Origin of the sequence: Streptomyces sp. x-19 (assembly GCF_046549115.1) — a bacterium.
Classification (GTDB): domain Bacteria; phylum Actinomycetota; class Actinomycetes; order Streptomycetales; family Streptomycetaceae; genus Streptomyces; species Streptomyces albulus_C.
The window spans coordinates 102,726-122,253 of record NZ_JAJPWK010000003.1; the positions used below are offsets into that span (position 1 = coordinate 102,726).

The window sequence follows — 19,528 nt, forward strand, 5'->3', positions numbered from 1 at the left end:
CGGGCGGCATCCGACCGCCCGTGAGCCCACCGGGGGCGGCCGGGCGCCACCGCGGCTCGGGGGGGGGCCGGCCGGCTCCCGGGCTCAGGCCACGAACGCCTGCGGCGACTCCGTCTCCACCGACGCCCCGGTCGCCACCAGCTGCGCCGCCCTGGCCAGCCGGACCGCGGCCTCGTCGGCGACCGCCCCGCTGACCGTGAACGGCAGCCGCACGAAGCCCTCGAAGGCGCCGTCCACGCCGAACCGCGGCCCCGACGGCACCCGGACCCCCAGCCGCTCCCCCGCCTCCGCGATCCGGGAGCCGGAGAGCCCGCCCGTCCGGGCCCACAGCGTCAGGCCGCCGCGCGGGACGCTGAACTCCCAGTCGGGCAAGTGCCGGTGGAGCGCCTCGACGATCGCGTCGCGGTTCTCCCGGGCCTGGTCGCGACGGATCCGGACGGCGTCCTCCCAACCGCCCCCCTCCAACAGGGAGGCGATCGCGAGCTGTTCGAGCACCGGCGAGCCGAGGTCGGAGTAGGCGCGGGCGGCGACCAGGCTGCGGATGATGTCGGGCGCGGCCCGCACCCAGCCGATCCGCATCCCGGCCCAGAACGCCTTGCTGGCCGACCCGACGGTGATCACCGCGCTGCCGGCGGGGTCGAACGCGCAGACCGGCCTGGGCAGTTCGGTGTCCGGATCGAGCACGATCTCGGTCATGGTCTCGTCGACGACCAGCAGGGTGCCGGCCGACCGCGCGGCGTCCACGAGCCGGCGGCGCTGGTCCTCGGTGGCGAGGCTGCCGGTGGGGTTGTGGAAGTCGGCGACGACGTAGGCCATCCGGGGCGCGGCGTCCCGCATGACCTGGCGCCAGGCCGGGATGTCCCAGCCCGTCAGCCGCTCGCCGAGGGCCACCGGGACGAGCCGGGCGCCGGCGTCCCGCATCAGCTGGAGGATGTTGGCGTACGAGGGCGAATCGACGGCCACCCGCTCCCCCGGCCCGGTGCACAGTCGACAGATCGCGGCGACGGCACCCATCGCGCCGGTGGTGACCATGATCTGTTCGGGCATGGTGGGGATGCCGCGGGCGGTGTAGCGGTCGGCGAGGGCCTGGCGCAACACCGGCAGGCCGGCCGGGTAGTCGCCGTGGGTGTGGGCGTAGAGCGGCAGGTCGGCCATGGCGCCCTGGACAGCGCGGGTGAGCCAGGGCTCGGGGGCCGGCAGGGCGGCGCAGCCGAGGTCGATCATCGATCCGGCGGCCTCCGGCGGGAGCGGTTCCAGGCCGCGGGTGGGGAGCGGACTGCCCGCCGGGACGGCGGTCCAGCTGCCCGAACCGCGCCGGGACTCCAAGAACCCCTCGGCGCGCAGCGCCTCGTAGGCGGCGGCGACGGTGGTGCGGCTGACGCCGAACGCGGTGGCCAACTCGCGTTCGGCGGGGAGCCGGGCGGCGACCGGCACCCGGCCTTCGAGGACGAGCCTGCGGACGCCGTCGGCGAGGCTGCGGTAGGCGGGCAACTTCCGCCCGCCGACGGAGAGTTCGGCAGCCCGCGGGTCCTGCGACCGGAGCAGACGGGCGAGTTGGGGCGCGCCCACCGCGGAAGTCCACTGCGCCATGAAGATCAGTCCACCTTCCCCGAATTGGCTCTACATCCAGAGCCCGAACATGCCACATGGTGACACGCACCAGTCCAATTTTGCCAGGAGGGGGAAAAGACGTGTCCATCACTCGGAGGTCCGGTACCGGGCGGCCACACCTGCCGCGCCGACTCGCGCAGCTCTACACGGGGCTCGTGCTGTACGGCGTGAGCATGGGGCTGATGGTCCGCGCCGGACTGGGCCTGGAACCGTGGAGCGTGTTCAACCAGGGCATATCCCGCCACACCGGACTGTCGATCGGCACCGTCACGATCATCTCCGGGGCGCTGATCCTGCTGCTGTGGATCCCGCTGCGGCAGCGCCCCGGCCTGGGCACGATCTCGAACGTGGTGATCCTGGGCCTCGTCATGGACGGCACGCTGGCAGTGGTCCCCGCGGTGGACCCGCTCGCGGTCCGCGTACCGCTGCTGGCGACCGCGGTCCTGCTCAACGGCGCCGCGACCGGCCTGTACCTGACCGCCCGCTTCGGCGCGGGGCCGCGCGACGGGCTGATGACCGGACTGCACCGGCGCACCGGCCGCCCCGTCCGGCTGGTGCGGACCTGCATCGAGCTGACCGTCCTCGCCGTCGGCTTCGCGCTCGGCGGCTCCCTCGGCATCGGCACGGTGGTCTACGCCCTGGCCATCGGGCCGCTGGCGCAGTTCTTCCTCCGCCGGTTCGCGATCGAGGGGTCGGCGGAGCGGCCGTCCACGCTGGTGGCCGGCTCGTCCGCGCCGTCACCTCGGCGCGCGATACTGCCGGAGTGACCCCTGCGATACGTCTGCGCCACCCCTACCTCGACCACCCCGGCCCGCTGCCCTTCGCCCATCGGGGCGGAACGGCGGACGGCCTGGAGAACACCGCCACCGCCTTCCGTCGCGCGGTGGACCTCGGCTACCGCTACCTGGAGACCGATGTCCACGCCACGTCGGACGGCGCGCTGGTCGCCTTCCACGACGCGACGCTGGACCGGGTCACCGACTCCCGGGGCACCATCGCGTCCCTGCCCTGGCGGGAGGTCCGCCGGGCCCGGGTCGCCGGCCGCGAGCCGCTGCCGCTGTTCGAAGAGCTGTTGGAGGAGTTCCCCGAGGCCCGCTGGAACGTCGACCTGAAGGCGGAGGGCGCGCTGGAGCCGCTGCTGGCCCTGCTGCGGCGCACCGGAGCCTGGGACCGGGTCTGCGTCGGCTCGTTCTCCGAGGCCCGGGTGGCCCGGGCGCAACGGCTCGCCGGCCGCCGGATGGCCAGCTCGCTGGGCACCCGCGGGGTGGCCGGGCTGCGGTTCCGTTCCTACGGGCGCGGGGCAGTGCCGTTGGACCGGCTGCTGGGCGCGGCGGTGCGGCGCAGCGCGGTCTGCGTCCAGGTGCCCGAGCGCCAGTCCGGGATCCGCGTCGTCGACCCGCTCTTCCTGCGCGCCGCGCACGCCCTGGGCATGCAGGTCCACGTCTGGACGGTCAACGACGCGAGCCGGATGCGGGCCCTGCTCGACCTCGGCGTGGACGGCATCATGACCGACGACCTGGAGACCCTGCGCACGGTACTGATCGAGCGGGGACGCTGGGTCCGCTGATTCCGGGCCCCAGCGGCCCGACGGCGGCGCGACGACGCGGTGCGCGGACCCGCGGGACCCCCGCGCGGCGGGACGGCGCCCTTCTCGGAGGTGACGCCGCCGATCGGGCGCCGTATCGTCTCCCCTCGCCAGGATCGACGGGGGGCGTCGCGGAACCGCCGTGCCGGCGGGCGTCGTTCGGGCGGCCCGGTGGTCGTGCCGGCCCTTCCCGCTCTTCCCGATCGGTCCCGGTGGGGTCATCGGTGCGGGCTCGCGGGCACGCGCCGGCGACCGTCACGTGATCGACCACAGGGAAACGCTGCGCGGTGCGGACCGAGCGGGGGGCGTTGGGTCTCGGCGCGCCCGTGCCCGGTTGCCGTCGCCGCGCGATACGGGGACGGACGACGGGGGTGCGGGTGCAGGACACACGAACGGTGGACGGGACCGCGGCGGAGGCGGCACGGTCCGCGCGCCGGCGGGAGCAGCGCGGCTGGTACTTCTACGACTGGGCGATCAGCGTCTACTCGACCAGCGTGCTGACGGTCTTCCTCGGGCCGTATCTGACGTCGGTGGCGAAGGCCGCGGCGGACACCGAGGGCTTCGTGCACCCGTTGGGCCTGCCGGTCCGGGCGGGCTCGTTCTTCGCGTACACGGTCTCGGCGTCCCTGTTGCTGTCGGTGCTGGTGATGCCGGCGGCCAGCGCGCTGGTGGACCGCACCGGCCGCAAGAAGCCGCTGCTGGGGTGCTGCGCCTACACGGGGGCGGCGGCGACCACGGGGCTGTTCTTCCTGGGCGGCGACCGCTACCTGCTGGGCGGCGCGCTGCTGATCGTCTCGAACGCCTCGTTCGTGGTCGCGATGATGCTCTACAACTCGTACCTGCCGCAGATCGCCGGCCCGGACGAGCGGGACGCGGTCTCCTCGCGCGGCTGGGCCTTCGGCTACGCGGCCGGCTCACTGGTCCTCGTCGTCGACCTGGCGCTGTACGCCGGCCACGACGCCATCGGGATCTCCCAGGGCACCGCGGTGCGGATCTGCCTGGCGACGGCGGGACTGTGGTGGGGCGGCTTCGCGCTGATCCCGCTGCGGCGGCTGCGCGACCGGCCGACGCCCGGCGCCGGCACGGGACGGCACCAGTTGCGGGAGACCCTGCGCGACATGCGGCGGCACCCGCTGACGCTCGCCTTCCTCCTCGCCTACCTCGTCTACAACGACGGCATCCAGACCGTGATCACCCAGGCGTCCGTCTTCGGCTCCGAGGAACTGGGGCTGGACCAGACCACGCTGATCGTGGCGGTGCTGCTGGTGCAGGTGCTGGCCGCGGCCGGCGCCCTGCTGATGGGTCGACTGGCCCGGACGTACGGCGCCCGGCGGACCATCCTGGCCTCGCTGGTGGCCTGGACGCTGACGATCGCCGCGGGGTACTTCCTGCCCGCTCGGACGCCGGTGTGGTTCTTCGCACTCGCGGCCGCGATCGGGCTGGTGCTGGGCGGCAGCCAGGCGCTCTCCCGCTCGCTCTTCTCCCATCTGATCCCGCGCGGCAAGGAAGCGGAGTATTTTTCCGCGTACGAGATGAGCGACCGGGGGGTGAGCTGGTTGGGGCCGCTGGTGTTCGGGGTGGCGTACCAGCTGACCGGGAGCTACCGGGACGCGATCGTGTCCCTGGTGGCGTTCTTCGCGCTCGGCTTCGTGCTGCTGGCGCGGGTGCCGGTGCGGCGGGCGATCGCGGCGGCCGGCAATCCGGTACCTGACCGGATTTAGCCCTTGAGGGTGCGGGGCGGTAGTGTACGCCTTTGGCTCACCAGGCGGACCGTTACTGCGCGCTCAACTCCTTGAGGCGCTGGGTGACATCTGCTGCCAGATGTGACAAACCGGGCGCTGGTGGGTACAACAAGGGGCGGCACGACGGGCGACGCAGGCGACGTATGTCCCGATGACGGGAATCTTCACCGCCGACCGGACGTTGACCGGATGACGACGACAGCGACACCTGTCCTGTGGGCGACAAGCCCGGGAGGCACGATTCATGAGTGAGCGAGCTCTCCGCGGTACGCGCCTCGTGGTGACCAGCTACGAGACCGACCGCGGCATCGACCTGGCCCCGCGCCAGGCGGTGGAGTACGCATGCCAGAACGGACATCGTTTTGAGATGCCGTTCTCGGTTGAGGCCGAGATTCCGCCGGAGTGGGAGTGCAAGGTTTGCGGTGCACCCTCGCTCCTGGTGGATGGGGATGGTCCTGAGGAGAAGAAGGGCAAGCCCGCGCGTACGCACTGGGACATGCTCATGGAGCGGCGGACCCGCGAGGAGTTGGAGGAGGTGCTGGCCGAGCGGCTGGCCGTCCTGCGCTCCGGCACCATGAACATTGCCGTGCATCCGCGCGACACCAATCGCAAGTCCGCCTGACGGGCGGGCCGAGCGGCACACAAGGGCCGGTGACACCGCACTGACGGTGGCACCGGCCCTTGCCGTGCGCGCGGGCGCCCGGCAGCGCACACCGGCCCGGGCCGGACGCCACCTGCGTCCGGCCCGGGCCGGTGCGGCCGGGGTGGGTGTCAGCGGGTGAGCGGCGGGTCCTGGCGGCGCGGGGCCGGCGGCCCGTCGGGGTCGATCACCTCGCCCTGCACGACCTTGCCGTCGGGGCGGTGCATGCGGGCCTGCTGGTAGGCGTCGCCGAAGGTCCCGGCGGCGAAGCCCGGACGGTTCAGCCGCTTGTCCGCGCGGCGCAGGATCAACCGCCCGGTCGGCGGGAACAGGCAGAGCAGCCCGAGCACGTCCGAGAGCAGGCCGGGCACCATCAGCAGCAGCCCGCCGATCATCGGGAGGGTGTTGCCGGTGCCGGCGGAGCCGGTCTCGCGGGGGGTTTCGGGGGCACCGCCGGTCTGCAGGGCGCCGGTGAGGTTGCGCCAGGCGCGACGGCCGGCCCGCTTGATCACTGCGCCACCGACGAGCACGCCGGCGAGCAGCAGGAGGAAGACCGTCAGGCCGTTGGTGGCGCCGGCGACCACCGTCAGCAGCCAGATCTCCAGCACCATCCAGGCGACGACGCCCAACGGGGCGAAGCGGCGGGCCCGCGAACGGGGCGGGCGGGGACTCGGCGGTGGCGTGGCTCCGAACGTCATGCCACCAGTGTGCCTGGCCCGATCCGGCGGGGAGTCAGCGACCGCGGATCTTGCTCACCTTGGAACCGACGCCCCAGGCGGTGATCCGCCAGAGCGCCTCCACGACGATGTCGCGGCTCATCTTGCTGTCGCCCAGCTCGCGGTCGACGAAGGTGATCGGGACCTCGACGACGTGGTACCCGGCCTGGACCGCGCGCCGGGCCAGGTCGACCTGGAAGCAGTAGCCCTGGGAGGCCACCTCGTCCAGGCCCAGGCCCTCCAGCGTCTGCACCCGGAAGGCGCGGAAGCCACCGGTGACGTCGCGGATCGGGACGTCCAGCATGACGCGGGAGTAGGTGCTGCCGCCGCGGGAGAGGACCTCGCGGTACTTCGGCCAGTTCACCACGCGGCCGCCGGGCACCCAGCGCGAGCCGAGCACCAAATCGGCGCCCTTGAGGGCGGTGAGCAGCCGGGGCAGCTCCTCGGGCTGGTGGGAGCCGTCGGCGTCCATCTCGACCAGGACGTCGTGGCCGTTGTCGATGCCCCAGCGGAAGCCGGCGAGGTAGGCGGCGCCCAGCCCCTCCTTGCCCTTGCGGTGCAGCACGTGGACCTTGTCGTCCGTGGCGGCCAGCTCGTCGGCGAGCTTGCCGGTGCCGTCCGGACTGTTGTCGTCCGCGATCAGGACGTGCGCCTCGGGGACGGCGGACCGCACCCGCGAGACGATCGGCTTGATGTTCTCCGCCTCGTTGTACGTCGGAATGATCACCAACGTGCTGCCGAGCGGACCGTACTGCCGCTGACCGTCTGTCACTGCTGCCCCTTCTCGTCCTTCGTACGCCTGCGACGGCCGGCGATGACGGCGGCCCCGCAGGACAGGAGGCCCACGATAGCGAGCACCCACTCGGGAGCCGCGCCAACGCGGTCAGCGAGCGTCGTTTCGTCGCGCAGAGGGATGCGGGCCGAGACCACGCCCTGGGTGAATTCGGGAATCTGGTGCGTAACGGTCCCGTCGGGGGCGACCACCGCGCTGATCCCGCTGGTGGCCGCGGTGACCACGGCCCGACCGTGCTCCACGGCCCGCAGCTTGGACATCGCCAGCTGCTGCTCGGGCTGGCCGGTGCGCCCGTAGGTCGCGTTGTTGGTCTGGATGACCAGGGCCCGGGCTCCCGACCGGACGGTGTCGTGGACGATCTCGTCGTAGGCGACCTCGAAGCAGATGACGTCGCCGAGCTTGGCCGGGCCGACCTTCAGCAGGCCGGTGTGGTCGCCCGGGTAGAAGTCGCGGGGCACCCGCTTGAAGCGGGTGATGATCTTGCTGAGCTGCTCCCGGAACGGCACGTACTCGCCGAACGGCACCGGGTGCTGCTTGGTGTACGACGCGCCCGGACCGGTCTTGGGGTCCCAGACGATGCCCTCGTTGAAGACGTAGCCCGGCTTGGTCGGGTGGTCGACCAGGGCGCCGACGAGGACCGGCACGCCGATCGCCTTCACCGCCTCGTCTATCCGGTCGTACGCCTGCGGGTACTGGAAGGGGTCCAGATCGGAGGAGTTCTCCGGCCAGATGACCAGGTCCGGCTTGGGCACCCGGTGGTGCCGGACGTCGTCGGCGAGCTTCTCGGTGGCGGTGGCGTGGTTGTCCAGGATCTGCATCGGGCGGCCCAGGAAGTCCATCCCGGGCTTTTGGACGTTGCCCTGCACCACGGCGATCCGGACGGTGTCGTCGGCCTTGGTGGGGACCGGAACGGCCAGGCCGGCCAGGGTGACCGCGGCGGCCAGCCCGAACGCCTCCAGCGCGCGCACCGCGCTGCGCGGGCCGCCGCCGCGGCGCAGTCCCCACAGCGCGGTCGCACAGGCCGCCAGCAGCGCACCGGCCAGCGCGACCGCGAAGGTCACCAGCGGTGCGCCGCCGAGCGCGGCGAGCGGGGTGAACGGCGAACCGGTGTTGGCAAAGGCCAACCGGCCCCACGGGAAGCCGCCGAACGGCAGCCGGTCCCGGGCCCACTCCTGGGCGACCCACAGGCACGCGCCCCACAGCGGCCAGCCGGGCAGCCGCGAGGTGAGCGCCAGCCCCGCCCCCAGCACCACGACGAACAGCGACTCGGCGACGGACAGGCCCACCACCGCGTCCCAGCCGACCACGTGCAGCCACTTCAGCAGCAGCAGGAAGAACGGCAGCCCGAACGCGAAGCCGGTCCAGGCGCCCTGGCGGGCCCGCCGCCCGCGGGTCAGCACCGCCAGCGCGGCGACCGCGACCAGCGACAACGGCCACAGGCCGAAGGGCGGGAAGGCCAGGCCGAGGGCGAGACCGGCGACCACCGCGAGGGCGGTGCGCAGCGCTTCGCGACGGGCCAGGGCGACCAGCCGGCGGGCCCGGCCGGGACGGGCGTCGGTGCCGGCCGGGCCGGATGGCGCCGGGCCGTCGGGCGCGGTGCCGCGCGCGCTGGCGGCGGTGGTGTCGGAACCCGATGACACGGTCGCGGGCCTTCCTGCAGGTCGTCCGGTTGTCAGCTGACCGTACATCGCAGGGCCGAGGGCGCGGGGGTGGGGTGCGCGAACCCACAGGCGGATCGCGTGGGGCCGGGCGAGCGGGGACGAGCGCGTCATGCCGGCTGCGGGGGGCGGGTGCGGATAGGGGCCCGGCGCCCTTCGGGCCGGCCTGGGATCCGCTGGCTGCGGGTCGACCGAGAGCCGTTGTCTACTGAGCGCCGGGCCCCACCCGGGTCGCACCTGCCGACCGACCTCGCCATCGCCCTGGCACTGGACCTGGCTCCCAGTGGCGGTGTGCCGGATGGCTCGCCGCCCCATGGCCCAGCTGCGTTCGACGGCTGCGCGGAGGTCTCCCGGTCGGACGTCCTGTGGTGGACTCGGCCGAACCTACCGGCCGACCGGCGCCTGCTGTCAACAGTCGCTCCGTCTCCGGCGTTTTCGCGTCGTCCCAGGTCAGTGCCGAGCCTTCCCAGGTAGGGCGGGCGCCTTCGGGCGCCGTGTCCGGCGCCACCGGCATGTGCGATGTCACTCGATCGGCCGGTCGAAGACCGGCCGACCGGCGACGACGGTGCGCAGGCAACGCGGGAGGTCGTTGCCGGGAGTGAGGTCGGGCAGGCCCGGGGTGCCGGAGCGGGGGTCGGTGGACCAGCGCTCGACGCGCTCGTCGGGCGCCTGGACGACGAGGTCCCCGGTCCGCCAGAGCGCGTAGTCGGCGGGCGCACCGGGCACCAGGACGCCGGCGTCGTCGCGGCCGATGGCGCGCCAGCCGCCGCGGGTGTGGGCGGTGAACGCGGCGCGGGCGGAGATGCCGTGCGCGCGGGTGCGGTGGAAGACGGCGGCGCGCACCGTGCCCCACGGGTCGAGCGGGGTGACCGGGCTGTCGGAGCCGAGGGCCAGCGGCACGCCGGCCTTGAGCAGTGCCGCGTAGGGGTTGAGGCCGGCGGCCCGGTCGGCGCCGAGGCGGGTGGCGTACATCCCGTCGGGGCCGCCCCAGGCCGCGTCGAAGGCGGGCTGCACCGACGCGGTCAGGGCCAGTTCGGCGAAGGCGGCGATGGTGGCGTCGGTGAGCATCTCGGCGTGCTCGACGCGGTGCCGGGCGGCCCGGACGCGGGCCAGGCCGACCCGGTCGGCGGCGGCCCGGACGCCGTCGGTGACGGCGGTCAGGGCGGCGTCGCCGATGGCGTGGAAGCCGGCCTGGATCCCGGCCTCGGTGCAGGCCGCGACGTGTGCGGCGACGGCGTCGCGGTCGAGGTGGGCGGTGCCGGTGTGGGTTCCGCCGGGGCAGCCGGGCGGGGCGTCGGCGTAGGGGGCGTGCAGGTGGGCGGTGTGCGAACCGAGCGAACCGTCGGCGAAGAGGTCGCCGGCGGCGCCGTGCGCACCGAGCTCCCGGATCCGGTCGGCCTCCTTTGCGGATGCGATCAGTTCGGCCCAGTAGCCGATGACGCGCGGACCGGTGCCCTCAGCGGCCCGGGCGAGGAGCGCGGTGAAGTCGTCCTCGCTGGAGATCTCCGGGCCGGCGCACTCGTGGACCGTGCCGATGCCGAGCGAGGCGGCCCGCTCCAGCGCGGCTGCCTGGGCCTCGGCGCGCTGGGCGGGGGTGACGGTGGCGTACGCGGCGGCCCGGACGGCGTGGTGGGCGTCGCCGGTGAGCGGCGCTTCGGGGTGGTAGCCGGACCGCTCGCGGATGCCCGGGACCAGGTCGAGCAGGGCGGTGGTGACGACCGCGGAGTGCACGTCGACGCGGGTGAGGTACAGGGGACGGCCGCCGGCGACGGCGTCGAGTTCGGCGCGGGACGGCGGGCGGCCCTCGGGCCAGGCGCTGGCGTCCCAGCCGTGGCCGAGCAGGACGCCGCCGGCCGGGCGGCCGGCGGCGTGCACGCGGATCCGGTCCAGGGCGTCGGACAGGGTGGCGGCGCCGGAGAGGTCCAGGCCGGTGAGGGCGAGTCCGGTGGCCGTGGTGTGCACGTGTGCGTCCGTGAACGCCGGGGTGACCAGTGCCCCGTCGAGGTGGACGACCTCGTCGACGCCGTCGGCGAAGGAGTCGGCGGCGCCCTCCTCGCCGACCCAGGCGATCCGGTCGCCCTCGACGACCATCGCGGTGGCGAAGGGGTCGGCGGGGCTGTGCACCTCACCGCCTCGCAGGAGGACGGTGCGGGAGGGGTGCTGCTCGGAACTGTCCGGGTTGCGCTCGCTCATACCGGACAGTTTCGCCCCTGGCCGGCGGTGCCCGGTGCCCGGGGGTCGTCTCCCGGGCGGGTCAGATCCGCGGTGGACGGGCCTCGTAGGGGGTGGAGAGCACGACCGTGGTGCGGGTCGAGACGCCGGCCAGGCTGCGGATGCGGGTGAGCAGGTGCTCCAGCTCCAGCGGGGCGGCGACCCGGACCTTGAGGATGTAGTTCTCGTCGCCGGCGACGCTGTGGCACGCCTCCAGCTCGGGGACCTCGGCGAGCCGGTCGGCGATGTCGTCGGGGGCGCTGGGGTCGAAGGGTTTGACCGAGATGAAGGCGGTGAGCGGCAGGCCCACGGCTTCGGGGTCGACGATGGCGGCGTAGCCGCGGATCACCCCGCGCTGTTCGAGGCGGCGCACCCGTTGGTGCACCGCCGAGGTGGACAGGCCGGTGGCCTTGCCCAGGTCGGTGTAGCTCATCCGCCCGTCCTTGACGAGCAGATCCACGATTTGTCGGTCCAACTCCTCCACCCGCTCAACCTACTGTGCGCGGGCGCGTGTGCGCAGCGCGCGCCGGATCGTGGACGCCTACGCACCGGGTCATGTGAGCAACGCCACACCGGTGACGCGGGGTCCGCGGGGTGCCGGCGATTATGCGCCCGGCATGAAGGGCATTGCTGCTGATGGCCGAGACCGCCGGTCACACGAACGCAGTCAGCGGTCCCAGTGGCCCACCCGAGGGGGATGGACATCATGCGACGCCTGAAGCAGGACTCCGCCGCAGCCCAGGTCAGCGCCCAGGAGGGCGACAGTTTCGGGTTCCCGGTCGAGGAGGTGGCGGACGACCCCTTCGACACCTACGAGATCTACCGCGTGAGCTGCCCGGACTGCGGGCAGCCGATCGCCCTGCTGGCGGACGAGGACACGCTCCCGGAGCACGCGCTGTGCCCCTCGCCGTGGAACCCGTTCGCGCTGACGGTGTGCCAGGGCTCCGGCCGGCCGGCGGCCGACGCCCCGGACACCGACGACATGATGGACGCCCAGGAGCAGGACGCAGCCATCCTGTTGACGCTGCCCGAGGGCCTGGACTGGCGCCGTCAGCCGTTCTCCCACCCCGGTGGCCCCGGCGAGCGGGCGGCCCGGGTGCCGCGCTCGCGCCGCCGGAGCTGAGGTCGTCCGAGCCGGCCGCCGCGGTTCACCAGTAGCGGCCGGCGAGCATCGCCTCCAGGGTGTCCCGGTGCAGGATCAGCCCGTCGGGGTCGGCCGGGACCGGCACCTCACCGAAGTGGACCTGGCGGTAGGCCACCCTGAGCATCACGATGGCGTGCCGCAGGGCCGCGTAGAGGGTGTGGAACTCCATGGCGCGCGGCGGGTGACCGGTCAGCGCGGTGTAGCGGTCCTCGACGCGGTCGCGGCGCAGGAGTTCCGGCAGTCCGTGCTGCCCGCCGGACCGGGTGAGGTCCTGGAAGAAGCGGTGGAGGTAGATCATCCACCCCAGGTCGAGTTCGCGGGGGCCGAGGGCCGCCATCTCCCAGTCCAGGATCGCGGCCGGTTCGAAACCGTCGTAGACGATGTTGCCGATCCGCGCGTCGCCCCAGGTCAGTACCGTTTCTCCGGGATCGTCGGGCCAATGGTCGGCGAGCCAGGCGAAGCCGCGCTCGATGAGCGGGGAGCGGGGGAGCCCGTCAACGACCCAGGTGTAGTAGGCATGTTGGGCTTCGACGTGGCGGCGTAGCGGGTCTCCGGTGCCGGGTGTGGCGAGGAACTGGGCGGCATCGAGGGGGACTTGGTCGTGCAGGCGGGCGAGGACGGAGACGCTCGCCGCCTCCAGCCGGTCGCGTTCGGCGTCGCTCGCGTCGTGCAGCCAGTTCCCCTCGTAGGTGTAGGGCATGACGTCGGGCGGCACCCGGCCGGCGGCGCGGGCCATGACGAAGAAGGGCGCGCCGAGGTGCGCGGGGTCCTCCTCCAACCAGAAGGCGTGGGGCACCGGGAGGTCGGTGCGGTCGGCGACCAGTTGCATGGTGCGGTACTGCCGGCGCATGTCGTAGCGCGGGAAGATCGTGTACGCGGCGGGGTCGGCGGCGAGCCGGAGGGCGCAGGAGGTGGGGACCCCGCCCGGCGCGGGCCCGGGGGGGCGGCGCGGCCGGGTGGTCGAGGTCGAAGAGCAGGGTCTCGCTGGACATGCCGTTGGAGGCGGGCACGGTGGCCCCGGTGGCGCGGGCGCCGGGCAGGCGGGGGGCGAGCCAGGCGGAGAGCCGCCGGGTGAGTTCCTCGGGGTCGCGGGTGGTGGTCCGGGGGCGCGGGTCGGCGGGTGCGTCCGGGGCGCGGTCCGCGCCCGGTGCGGCGTCGGGGCCGGGTCTCATCGGGTGGCCTCCCCCGGGCGGTGGGCGCGGTCCGGGGCGACGGAGTCGTAGCCGGTGAAGCCGCTGGGGTCGTGGCGGCCGAAGCTGCCGTGTTCGAAGATGCCGTAGCCGGTGCGGCCGTCGAGGGTGAAGCGGGCGGCGTGGTCGGTGACGCCGTAGGCGGCGCGGGGGTGGGCGGTGGGGTCGGAGAGGTCGTAGACGCGGCGGTCGGTCCAGCCGCGGCCCTGCCAGGTGCCGTGCTGCCAGTCGTCGGCGGGCGGGTAGCCGGCGCCGAGGGCGAGCGGCGAGGAGGTGAGGACCTCGGCGGTGAGTTCGAGGGGCTTGCGGCCGGCGTCGGTGAGGTGGAGGACGGCGCGTTCGGGGTGGCGGGTGCCGGGGCGGTAGCTGATGTCGGCGTGAGGCCAGCCCAGTTGCCGGTCGGGGGCGCCGTCGCGGACCAGCAGCGCCTCGTTGAGGGTGCGGTGGCCGTCGGCGTCCTCCTGGACGATGACCATGACGAACCGGTCGTCGAAGCGGACCGGGCACCAGATCCAGTGGAACCCCTCGGTCGGCGACTCGGCGGCGGCCCGGCCGCCGTCCTCGCCGGGTATCGGGCGCACGCCCCAGCTGCGGTCCCGGGTTCCGGTCCACTCCCCCGCGGTGACGGTGAGCTGCTCGCCGGCGGCGCGGAGGGTGCCGGTACAGGTGCCGGCCTGGACGAAGCGGCGGCCCTCCAGGATCAGTCGGCCGCCGCGGTGCTGGGTGTGGTGGGGTTCCCAGGTGGCGGGGAAGGCGGCGGTCCAGGTCAGATCGTAGGAGAGGCCGTCGGGGTCGGTGGGGTCGGGGGCGCAGGTGAGGCGGATGCGGCGCAGGGGCTCCTCGACGGTGAGGGTGAGCGGGCCGACGGTGAGCGCCAGGCGGTCGTCGGTGAGCGCGTCGGAGGCCCGGACGGCGTGCAGCCGGTCACCGAGGCGGAGGGTGGCGTAGGCGTCGATGACGCCGGTGTTGGGGTAGACGCCGAGGCCGGCGATGAGCAGGGCACGGCCGGTGTGGTCCAGGACGTGGAAGATGCAGCGGTCGTAGGCGTTGCGGTCGCTGGTCGCCACCTGCCGCATGGAGAGCGGGGCTTGGTGGATCGGGTATTCGTCGAGCGGGATCGGGCGGTCGGACACGGTCCCTCCTGGGCGCGGTCGCACGGGGATCACCGGGAAACGAGAAAATGACGGTACGTCAGATGTGGGCAGGCGGCCACACCGTCGAGGTATGTAGGTGGCACGAAGGGGTAGCACCTGTTACGGTCGCGCTCGTTCACCGTGGCCCGGACCCGACCCCAGGAGCGACGACGATGCCCCCTGCCCCCCTCCGATGCCCGCGCTGCGGACGCGCAGCGGACGGCTTCACCGGCTGTGCGGCCTGCGCCCGCGACGACGTCGGCGTCAACACCCCGCCCCCGTTGGCGGATCTGAGCGGCCTGGACCTCGCGGCGTATCCGGGTGGGCCGTGGGGCTGGCCCGCCGCACTGCCGGTGTCCGGCCCGCCGGTCACCCTCGGCGAGGGGAACACCCCCGTCGTCCGCCTGCGCACCACGTCCGCGACGGTCGCCCGACCCACCACGGGGGACGGCGGGTTGTGGCTGAAATACGAGGGTGCCAATCCGACCGGGTCGCACAAGGACCGGGCGATGTCCGTGGGGGTGGCGGCGGCGCTGGCGGCCGGGGCGGACACCGTGGTCGCGGCGTCCTCGGGCAACGCGGGGGCGGCGGCCGCGGCCTACGCGGCCCGGGCCGGGCTGCGCTGCGTGGTGTTCACCACCGACGCGGTGCCGCCCGAACTCCGGGCGCAGATAGCCGCGTTGGGGGCCGAACGGCAAGTGCGCGGGGGTGGCACGGCGGAGCGCAACGCGGCGATGGCGGAGGCCGTCGCGACGCACGGGTGGTACCCGCTGACCAGCTTCTCGACGCCGTCGCCGGGTGGCAATCCGTACGCCAACGAGGGCTACAAGTCGGTCGCCCACGAGCTGGCGCGGGACTTCGCGGGGCGGCCGATCGACACGGTGGTGGTCCCCACCAGCCGGGCGGATCTACTGGCCGGAATCGCTCGTGGTTTCCGGGAGTTGGCGGGGGCCGGGCTGATCGCCGAGGTGCCCCGGCTGGTGGCCGCGGAGCCCGCGGCGGCGGCGCCGTTCACCGCCGCGTTGCGCCGGCCGGACCGGGCCGAGCAGGAACGGACGCGGGTGAACTCGGGTCCGACGGTGGCGTTTTCGTTGGGTGAGCGACGGCCCTGCTGGCAGGGACTCGACGCCCTGTGGCGCACCGGCGGCACCGCGGTGGCGGTGGACGACGAGGTGACCATGGCCGAATGTCGACGGTTGGCCGCGGAGGGGCTGCTGCTGGAACCGTCGTCCGCGGTCGCGGTGGCGGTGGCCCGCACCCTGGTGACCGGGCCGGACGCGGTGGTCGTGGCGATCGGAACGGCCACCGGCATGAAGGCGCTCGGCACGGCGTCCGGGCGGGACGGCGACTGAGCGCGCCGGGCCGGCGGGGCGGGGCGCCGGCCCGGCCCCGCCCCGGTGGCTCAGTGCGACTCGGGCCCCGCCAGGTGCCGGGCGATCACCATCCGCTGGATCTGGTTGGTGCCCTCGACGATCTGCAGCACCTTGGCCTCGCGCATGTAGCGCTCGGCCGGGAAGTCGACGGTGTAGCCGTAGCCGCCGAGGAGTTGGACCGCGTCGGTGGTGACCCTCATCGCGGTGTCCGTGCAGAAGAGCTTGGCCATCGCCGCCTCCTTGGAGAACGGCAGGCCGGCGTCGCGCAGCCGGGCGGCGCTGAGGTACAGCGCCCGGCCGGCCTCGACCTGGGTCGCCATGTCCGCGAGCATGAACCGCAGCCCCTGGAAGTCCGCGATCGGGCGGCCGAACTGGCGGCGGCCGGCGGTGTACGCGAGGGCCTCGTCGAGCGCCGCCTGGGCGACCCCGACGGCGCAGGCGGCGATGCCCAGGCGGCCGGAGTCCAGCGCCGAGAGCGCGATGGCGAAGCCCTGACCCTCGTCGCCGATGCGCCGGGAGTCCGGCACCCGGACCCCGTCGAAGTGCAACTGCGCGGTCGGGGAGCCCTTCATGCCCATCTTGCGCTCGGGCTTGGCGGCGCCGAGTCCCTCGGCGTCGCCGGGCACGAGGAAGGCGGTGATGCCGTGGGCGCCGCTGCCGCCGGTGCGGGCCAGCACGGTGTAGAAGTCGGCCACCCCGCCGTGGGTGGTCCACGCCTTGGTGCCCTCCAGGATCCACACGTCGCCGCTGCGGGTGGCGCGGGTGGTCAGGGAGGCGGCGTCGGAGCCGGCGGCGGGCTCGGACAGGCAGTACGCGCCGAGCAGGCCACCGCCGAGCATGGCCGGCAGGTGCGCGGCGCGCTGCTCCTTGCTGCCGAATCCGGCGAGGGCGTGGCAGGCCAGGGTGTGCACGCTGACGCCGAGGCCGACGGTGAGCCGGGCGGCCGCGAGCTCCTCCAGGACCTGGAGGTACACCTCGTAGGGCTGGCCGCCGCCGCCGAATTCCTCGGCGTACGGCAGGGAGAGCAGGCCGGATTCGGAGAGCAGGGTGAACAGGGCACGGGGGAAGCGACCGGCTTCCTCCTCTTCGGCGGCGGGCGGCCGGATCTCACGCTCGGCGAGCTCGCGAACCAGGGCCATCAGGTCGCGGGCCTCCTCGGTGGGCAGCCTGCGGTCCACCGGCGGGGGAACGTAGTCGGTCATGGCGGCGCTCTCCTCCCTTTCGGGCGCTGCGGCACCGCGCGCGGGGGTAGGGCGGCGGCGCCGGATTCCGTCGTGCCCCGCTGATGATCGCGTCCCGGGTCGCGGAAGGCGATGACCTGCGGCAGTGGCGCTAGGAGTATGCCCGATCGGCGGCCTGGCGTCACTGGTTGATCATCAATTGCCCGGCAGATCCGGACCGTTTCGGGCGCCGTGCGGCACCACCGGGAAATTGGTCCGAACCATTGACTCACTGGTCTAGTCCTTCTAACTTCTCCTCCAACGTTCCGCGCGTTCATGCCAATTCGGCAGGCATGCGAGCCGGGACGCCGCCATGCTCCACCCTCGCCCCCCTCCGAGGAGACGACATGCTCAGACCGCACCGGATGCGAGCGCCGCGGAAGCTGATCGCCACCGCGACCGCCTTGTGTACCGCGGCCCTGGCCGGCACCCTCTTCGCCGGCTCCGCCTCCGCCCACCCGTCGCCCGCCACCGGCCCCCACCCGGTCACCGCGGCCCAGGCCACCGCGGCCCAGACCACCGCGGCGGGCAACAAGGTCGTCGGGTACTTCACCAACTGGGGGATCTACGACCGCAATTACCAGGTCAAGAACATCGAGACCTCGGGCTCCGCGGCCAAGCTGACCCACATCAACTACGCGTTCGGCAACGTCCAGGGCGGCAAGTGCGCCATCGGCGACTCCTACGCCGACTACGACAAGGCGTTCACCGCCGACCAGAGCGTCGACGGCAAGGCCGACACCTGGGACGACCCGAACGGGCTGCGCGGCAACTTCAACCAGCTGCGCAAGCTCAAGAAGCTGCACCCCAACCTCAAGGTGCTGTGGTCGTTCGGCGGGTGGACCTGGTCGGGCGGGTTCAGCGAGGCCGCCAAGAACCCGGCGGCGTTCGCCCAGTCCTGCTACGACCTGGTCAAGGACAAGCGCTGGGCGGACGTCTTCGACGGCATCGACATCGACTGGGAGTACCCCAACGCCTGCGGCCTGACCTGCGACACCAGCGGCAAGGACGCCTTCACCAACGTGCTCAAGGCGGTGCGGGACAAGTTCGGCCAGGGCAACCTGGTCACCGCGGCGATCACCGCGGACGCCTCGGACGGCGGCAAGATGGAGGCCGCGGACTACGGCGGCGCGGCGCAGTACGTCGACTGGTACAACCCGATGACCTACGACTACTTCGGCGCGTGGGACGCCAAGGGGCCGACCGCCCCGCACTCCCCGCTGACGTCGTACAACGGCATTCCGAAGGCCGGGTTCAACACCACCGACACCATCGCCAAGCTCAAGAAGCTGGGCGTGCCGGCCGACAAGATGCTGCTGGGCATCGGCTTCTACGGACGCGGCTGGTCCGGCGTCACCCAGGACGCCCCGGGCGGCACCGCGACCGGCGCGGCGCCGGGCAAGTACGAGGCGGGCATCGACGACTACAAGGTGATCAAGGGCCGCTGCCCGGCCACCGGCACGGTGGGCGGCACCGCCTACGCCAAGTGCGGTGACCAGTGGTGGAGTTACGACACCCCGCAGACCATCGGCACCAAGATGGCCTACAAGGACGCCCAGGGACTGGCCGGGACGTTCTTCTGGGAGCTGAGCGGGGACACCTCGGACGGCGAGCTGATCAAGGCCATCAAGTAGCCGCGACCACGGTGGCCCCGGGGCGACGCCCCGTCAACGGACCATCCTGAGAAACGGGGAACCCGAGCGGGCGGGAGGCACCGGCCTCCCGCCCGCTCGGCCGTGTGCGGCCGGGCGCGGCAGTCAAGCCGGTGGGCGGGGCGGCGCCGGGCAGCCCGGCTCGTACTCCTCGATCAGTCGGAGGGTGTCCCCGAGCCCCCGGACGAGCAGCTCCACCACGGTCTCGCGGGGGAGTTCCTGCTCCTCGATCCAGTCCAGGGTGACGCCCTCGACGCTGGAGAGCCAGCCGGTCAGCGCCGTGCGGGCGAGCGGCGGGATCTCCTCGCGGTCCCAGGCACCGCGCGCGATGGTGCCGAGGAGCCGGGCGCGCACCTGGGCCCGGATGGCCAGCACCTCGGCGTCGAAGCCGACGCCGCCGGTGACGATCGTGCGGTAGGCGGCCTGGTGGTGCTGGGCGTAGCGCAGATAGCCGTCGACGGTGCGCCGGACGCGGTCGACGGGCGGCAGGTCATGGGTGCTGCCGGCGCGCTCGACGAGTTCCGCCACCGCGTCCTCGATGATCGCCAGGTAGTAGCCGCGCTTGTTGGTGAAGTAGTAGTAGATCAGGCCCTTGGCGACCCCGGCCTGGCGCGCGATGTCGTCCATCGACAGCGCGTCGTACGAGGTGTCGGCGAACAGCTTCTTCCCGGTGGCTATCAGTTCGGCGCGGCGTGCCTGGTAACGCGCGGTGCCGCGGGGGCTCCGCGAGGCCGCGTGTCCGCGCTGTTGACTCTTATTCAAAATCCGCCCTAGTCTCCAACTGCCAAGAGTTTTGCGCAGTATGACAGAACGTCATCTGCGCATTCGGACCTGCGGCGGGCCCCCGCAGACAGCTCCAT

Annotated in this window: 16 protein-coding genes and 1 pseudogene; 7 read left to right on the top strand and 10 right to left on the bottom strand. The window is 73.4% G+C overall.

The window, feature by feature from the left end; genetic code table 11:
* Positions 1–84 precede the first annotated feature (84 nt).
* Complete coding sequence (locus ACLJT4_RS09110) at positions 85–1,590, bottom strand: PLP-dependent aminotransferase family protein (RefSeq protein ID WP_411121801.1); 1,506 nt, start codon at positions 1,588–1,590, stop codon at positions 85–87.
* A gap of 194 nt (positions 1,591–1,784) precedes the next feature.
* On the opposite strand from ACLJT4_RS09110, the gene ACLJT4_RS09115 reads away from it, so the two are divergent.
* From ACLJT4_RS09115 to ACLJT4_RS09130, 4 genes are all read left to right on the top strand, one after another.
* Positions 1,785–2,378 carry a YczE/YyaS/YitT family protein gene (locus ACLJT4_RS09115; protein WP_411122343.1) on the top strand — a complete coding sequence of 198 codons (594 nt, stop codon included), beginning with the start codon at positions 1,785–1,787 and terminating at the stop codon, positions 2,376–2,378.
* Entirely contained in the window at positions 2,375–3,178 is an 804-nt protein-coding gene (locus ACLJT4_RS09120) for a glycerophosphodiester phosphodiesterase (RefSeq protein WP_411121802.1), read from the top strand. Before ACLJT4_RS09115 ends, ACLJT4_RS09120 begins: the two co-directional genes overlap by 4 nt.
* A gap of 395 nt (positions 3,179–3,573) precedes the next feature.
* A complete protein-coding gene (locus ACLJT4_RS09125) occupies positions 3,574–4,917 on the top strand; it encodes an MFS transporter (RefSeq protein ID WP_411121803.1) in 1,344 nt (447 codons plus the stop codon).
* 265 nt (positions 4,918–5,182) lie between these two features.
* Positions 5,183–5,560, top strand: coding sequence for an RNA polymerase-binding protein RbpA (locus tag ACLJT4_RS09130; RefSeq protein ID WP_006601711.1), 378 nt, complete (start codon positions 5,183–5,185; stop codon positions 5,558–5,560).
* A 149-nt stretch (positions 5,561–5,709) separates the two neighbouring features.
* On the opposite strand, the gene fxsA is transcribed toward ACLJT4_RS09130, so the two are convergent.
* The 5 genes from fxsA to ACLJT4_RS09155 form a co-directional block, all read right to left on the bottom strand.
* Entirely contained in the window at positions 5,710–6,276 is a 567-nt protein-coding gene (fxsA, locus tag ACLJT4_RS09135; protein ID WP_411121804.1) for an FxsA family membrane protein, read from the bottom strand.
* A gap of 34 nt (positions 6,277–6,310) precedes the next feature.
* The gene (locus tag ACLJT4_RS09140; protein ID WP_016575050.1) at positions 6,311–7,066 is read right to left on the bottom strand and encodes a polyprenol monophosphomannose synthase; all 756 of its coding nucleotides are present in this window, start codon (positions 7,064–7,066) and stop codon (positions 6,311–6,313) included.
* Positions 7,063–8,727 (bottom strand): apolipoprotein N-acyltransferase, encoded by a 1,665-nt coding sequence (gene lnt, locus ACLJT4_RS09145; protein WP_411121805.1) that lies wholly within the window; start codon positions 8,725–8,727, stop codon positions 7,063–7,065. Before lnt ends, ACLJT4_RS09140 begins: the two co-directional genes overlap by 4 nt.
* Before the next feature lie 540 nt (positions 8,728–9,267).
* Positions 9,268–10,938, bottom strand: coding sequence for an amidohydrolase (locus ACLJT4_RS09150; RefSeq protein WP_411121806.1), 1,671 nt, complete (start codon positions 10,936–10,938; stop codon positions 9,268–9,270).
* A 61-nt stretch (positions 10,939–10,999) separates the two neighbouring features.
* Complete coding sequence (locus tag ACLJT4_RS09155; RefSeq protein WP_016575508.1) at positions 11,000–11,440, bottom strand: Lrp/AsnC family transcriptional regulator; 441 nt, start codon at positions 11,438–11,440, stop codon at positions 11,000–11,002.
* Positions 11,441–11,653: 213 nt separating this feature from the next.
* Here ACLJT4_RS09155 and ACLJT4_RS09160 point away from each other — a divergent pair, with 213 nt between their 5' ends.
* Positions 11,654–12,079 (top strand): hypothetical protein, encoded by a 426-nt coding sequence (locus ACLJT4_RS09160; RefSeq protein WP_411121807.1) that lies wholly within the window; start codon positions 11,654–11,656, stop codon positions 12,077–12,079.
* A 25-nt stretch (positions 12,080–12,104) separates the two neighbouring features.
* Here ACLJT4_RS09160 and ACLJT4_RS09165 read toward each other — a convergent pair.
* Positions 12,105–13,272: pseudogene (locus tag ACLJT4_RS09165) on the bottom strand (phosphotransferase family protein).
* On the bottom strand, positions 13,269–14,423 hold the full coding sequence (locus ACLJT4_RS09170) for a hypothetical protein (protein ID WP_411121808.1): 1,155 nt from the start codon (positions 14,421–14,423) through the stop codon (positions 13,269–13,271). The pseudogene ACLJT4_RS09165 and the gene ACLJT4_RS09170 overlap by 4 nt, the downstream one beginning before the upstream one ends.
* A gap of 173 nt (positions 14,424–14,596) precedes the next feature.
* Here ACLJT4_RS09170 and ACLJT4_RS09175 point away from each other — a divergent pair, with 173 nt between their 5' ends.
* Entirely contained in the window at positions 14,597–15,775 is a 1,179-nt protein-coding gene (locus ACLJT4_RS09175; RefSeq protein WP_411121809.1) for a threonine synthase, read from the top strand.
* Positions 15,776–15,825: 50 nt separating this feature from the next.
* Here ACLJT4_RS09175 and ACLJT4_RS09180 read toward each other — a convergent pair whose 3' ends face one another.
* Positions 15,826–16,998 (bottom strand): acyl-CoA dehydrogenase family protein, encoded by a 1,173-nt coding sequence (locus ACLJT4_RS09180; RefSeq protein WP_411121810.1) that lies wholly within the window; start codon positions 16,996–16,998, stop codon positions 15,826–15,828.
* Positions 16,999–17,363: 365 nt separating this feature from the next.
* Between ACLJT4_RS09180 and ACLJT4_RS09185 the strand changes: the two genes are divergently transcribed.
* On the top strand, positions 17,364–18,650 hold the full coding sequence (locus tag ACLJT4_RS09185; RefSeq protein WP_411121811.1) for a glycoside hydrolase family 18 protein: 1,287 nt from the start codon (positions 17,364–17,366) through the stop codon (positions 18,648–18,650).
* Between the two features lie 123 nt (positions 18,651–18,773).
* Here ACLJT4_RS09185 and ACLJT4_RS09190 read toward each other — a convergent pair whose 3' ends face one another.
* Positions 18,774–19,430, bottom strand: coding sequence for a TetR/AcrR family transcriptional regulator (locus ACLJT4_RS09190; protein ID WP_016575373.1), 657 nt, complete (start codon positions 19,428–19,430; stop codon positions 18,774–18,776).
* Between the last annotated feature and the right edge of the window lie 98 nt (positions 19,431–19,528).

What these genes read in the sequence shown, in the direction of transcription:
- ACLJT4_RS09110 (WP_411121801.1), bottom strand. Translation starts at nt 1,590, where the DNA reads ATGGCGCAGTGGACTTCCGCGGTGGGCGCGCCCCAACTCGCCCGTCTG.
- ACLJT4_RS09115 (WP_411122343.1), top strand. Translation starts at nt 1,785, where the DNA reads ATGGGGCTGATGGTCCGCGCCGGACTGGGCCTGGAACCGTGGAGCGTG.
- ACLJT4_RS09130 (WP_006601711.1), top strand. Translation starts at nt 5,183, where the DNA reads ATGAGTGAGCGAGCTCTCCGCGGTACGCGCCTCGTGGTGACCAGCTAC.
- fxsA (WP_411121804.1), bottom strand. Translation starts at nt 6,276, where the DNA reads ATGACGTTCGGAGCCACGCCACCGCCGAGTCCCCGCCCGCCCCGTTCG.
- ACLJT4_RS09150 (WP_411121806.1), bottom strand. Translation starts at nt 10,938, where the DNA reads ATGAGCGAGCGCAACCCGGACAGTTCCGAGCAGCACCCCTCCCGCACC.
- ACLJT4_RS09160 (WP_411121807.1), top strand. Translation starts at nt 11,654, where the DNA reads ATGGACATCATGCGACGCCTGAAGCAGGACTCCGCCGCAGCCCAGGTC.
- ACLJT4_RS09175 (WP_411121809.1), top strand. Translation starts at nt 14,597, where the DNA reads ATGCCCCCTGCCCCCCTCCGATGCCCGCGCTGCGGACGCGCAGCGGAC.
- ACLJT4_RS09180 (WP_411121810.1), bottom strand. Translation starts at nt 16,998, where the DNA reads ATGACCGACTACGTTCCCCCGCCGGTGGACCGCAGGCTGCCCACCGAG.
- ACLJT4_RS09185 (WP_411121811.1), top strand. Translation starts at nt 17,364, where the DNA reads ATGCTCAGACCGCACCGGATGCGAGCGCCGCGGAAGCTGATCGCCACC.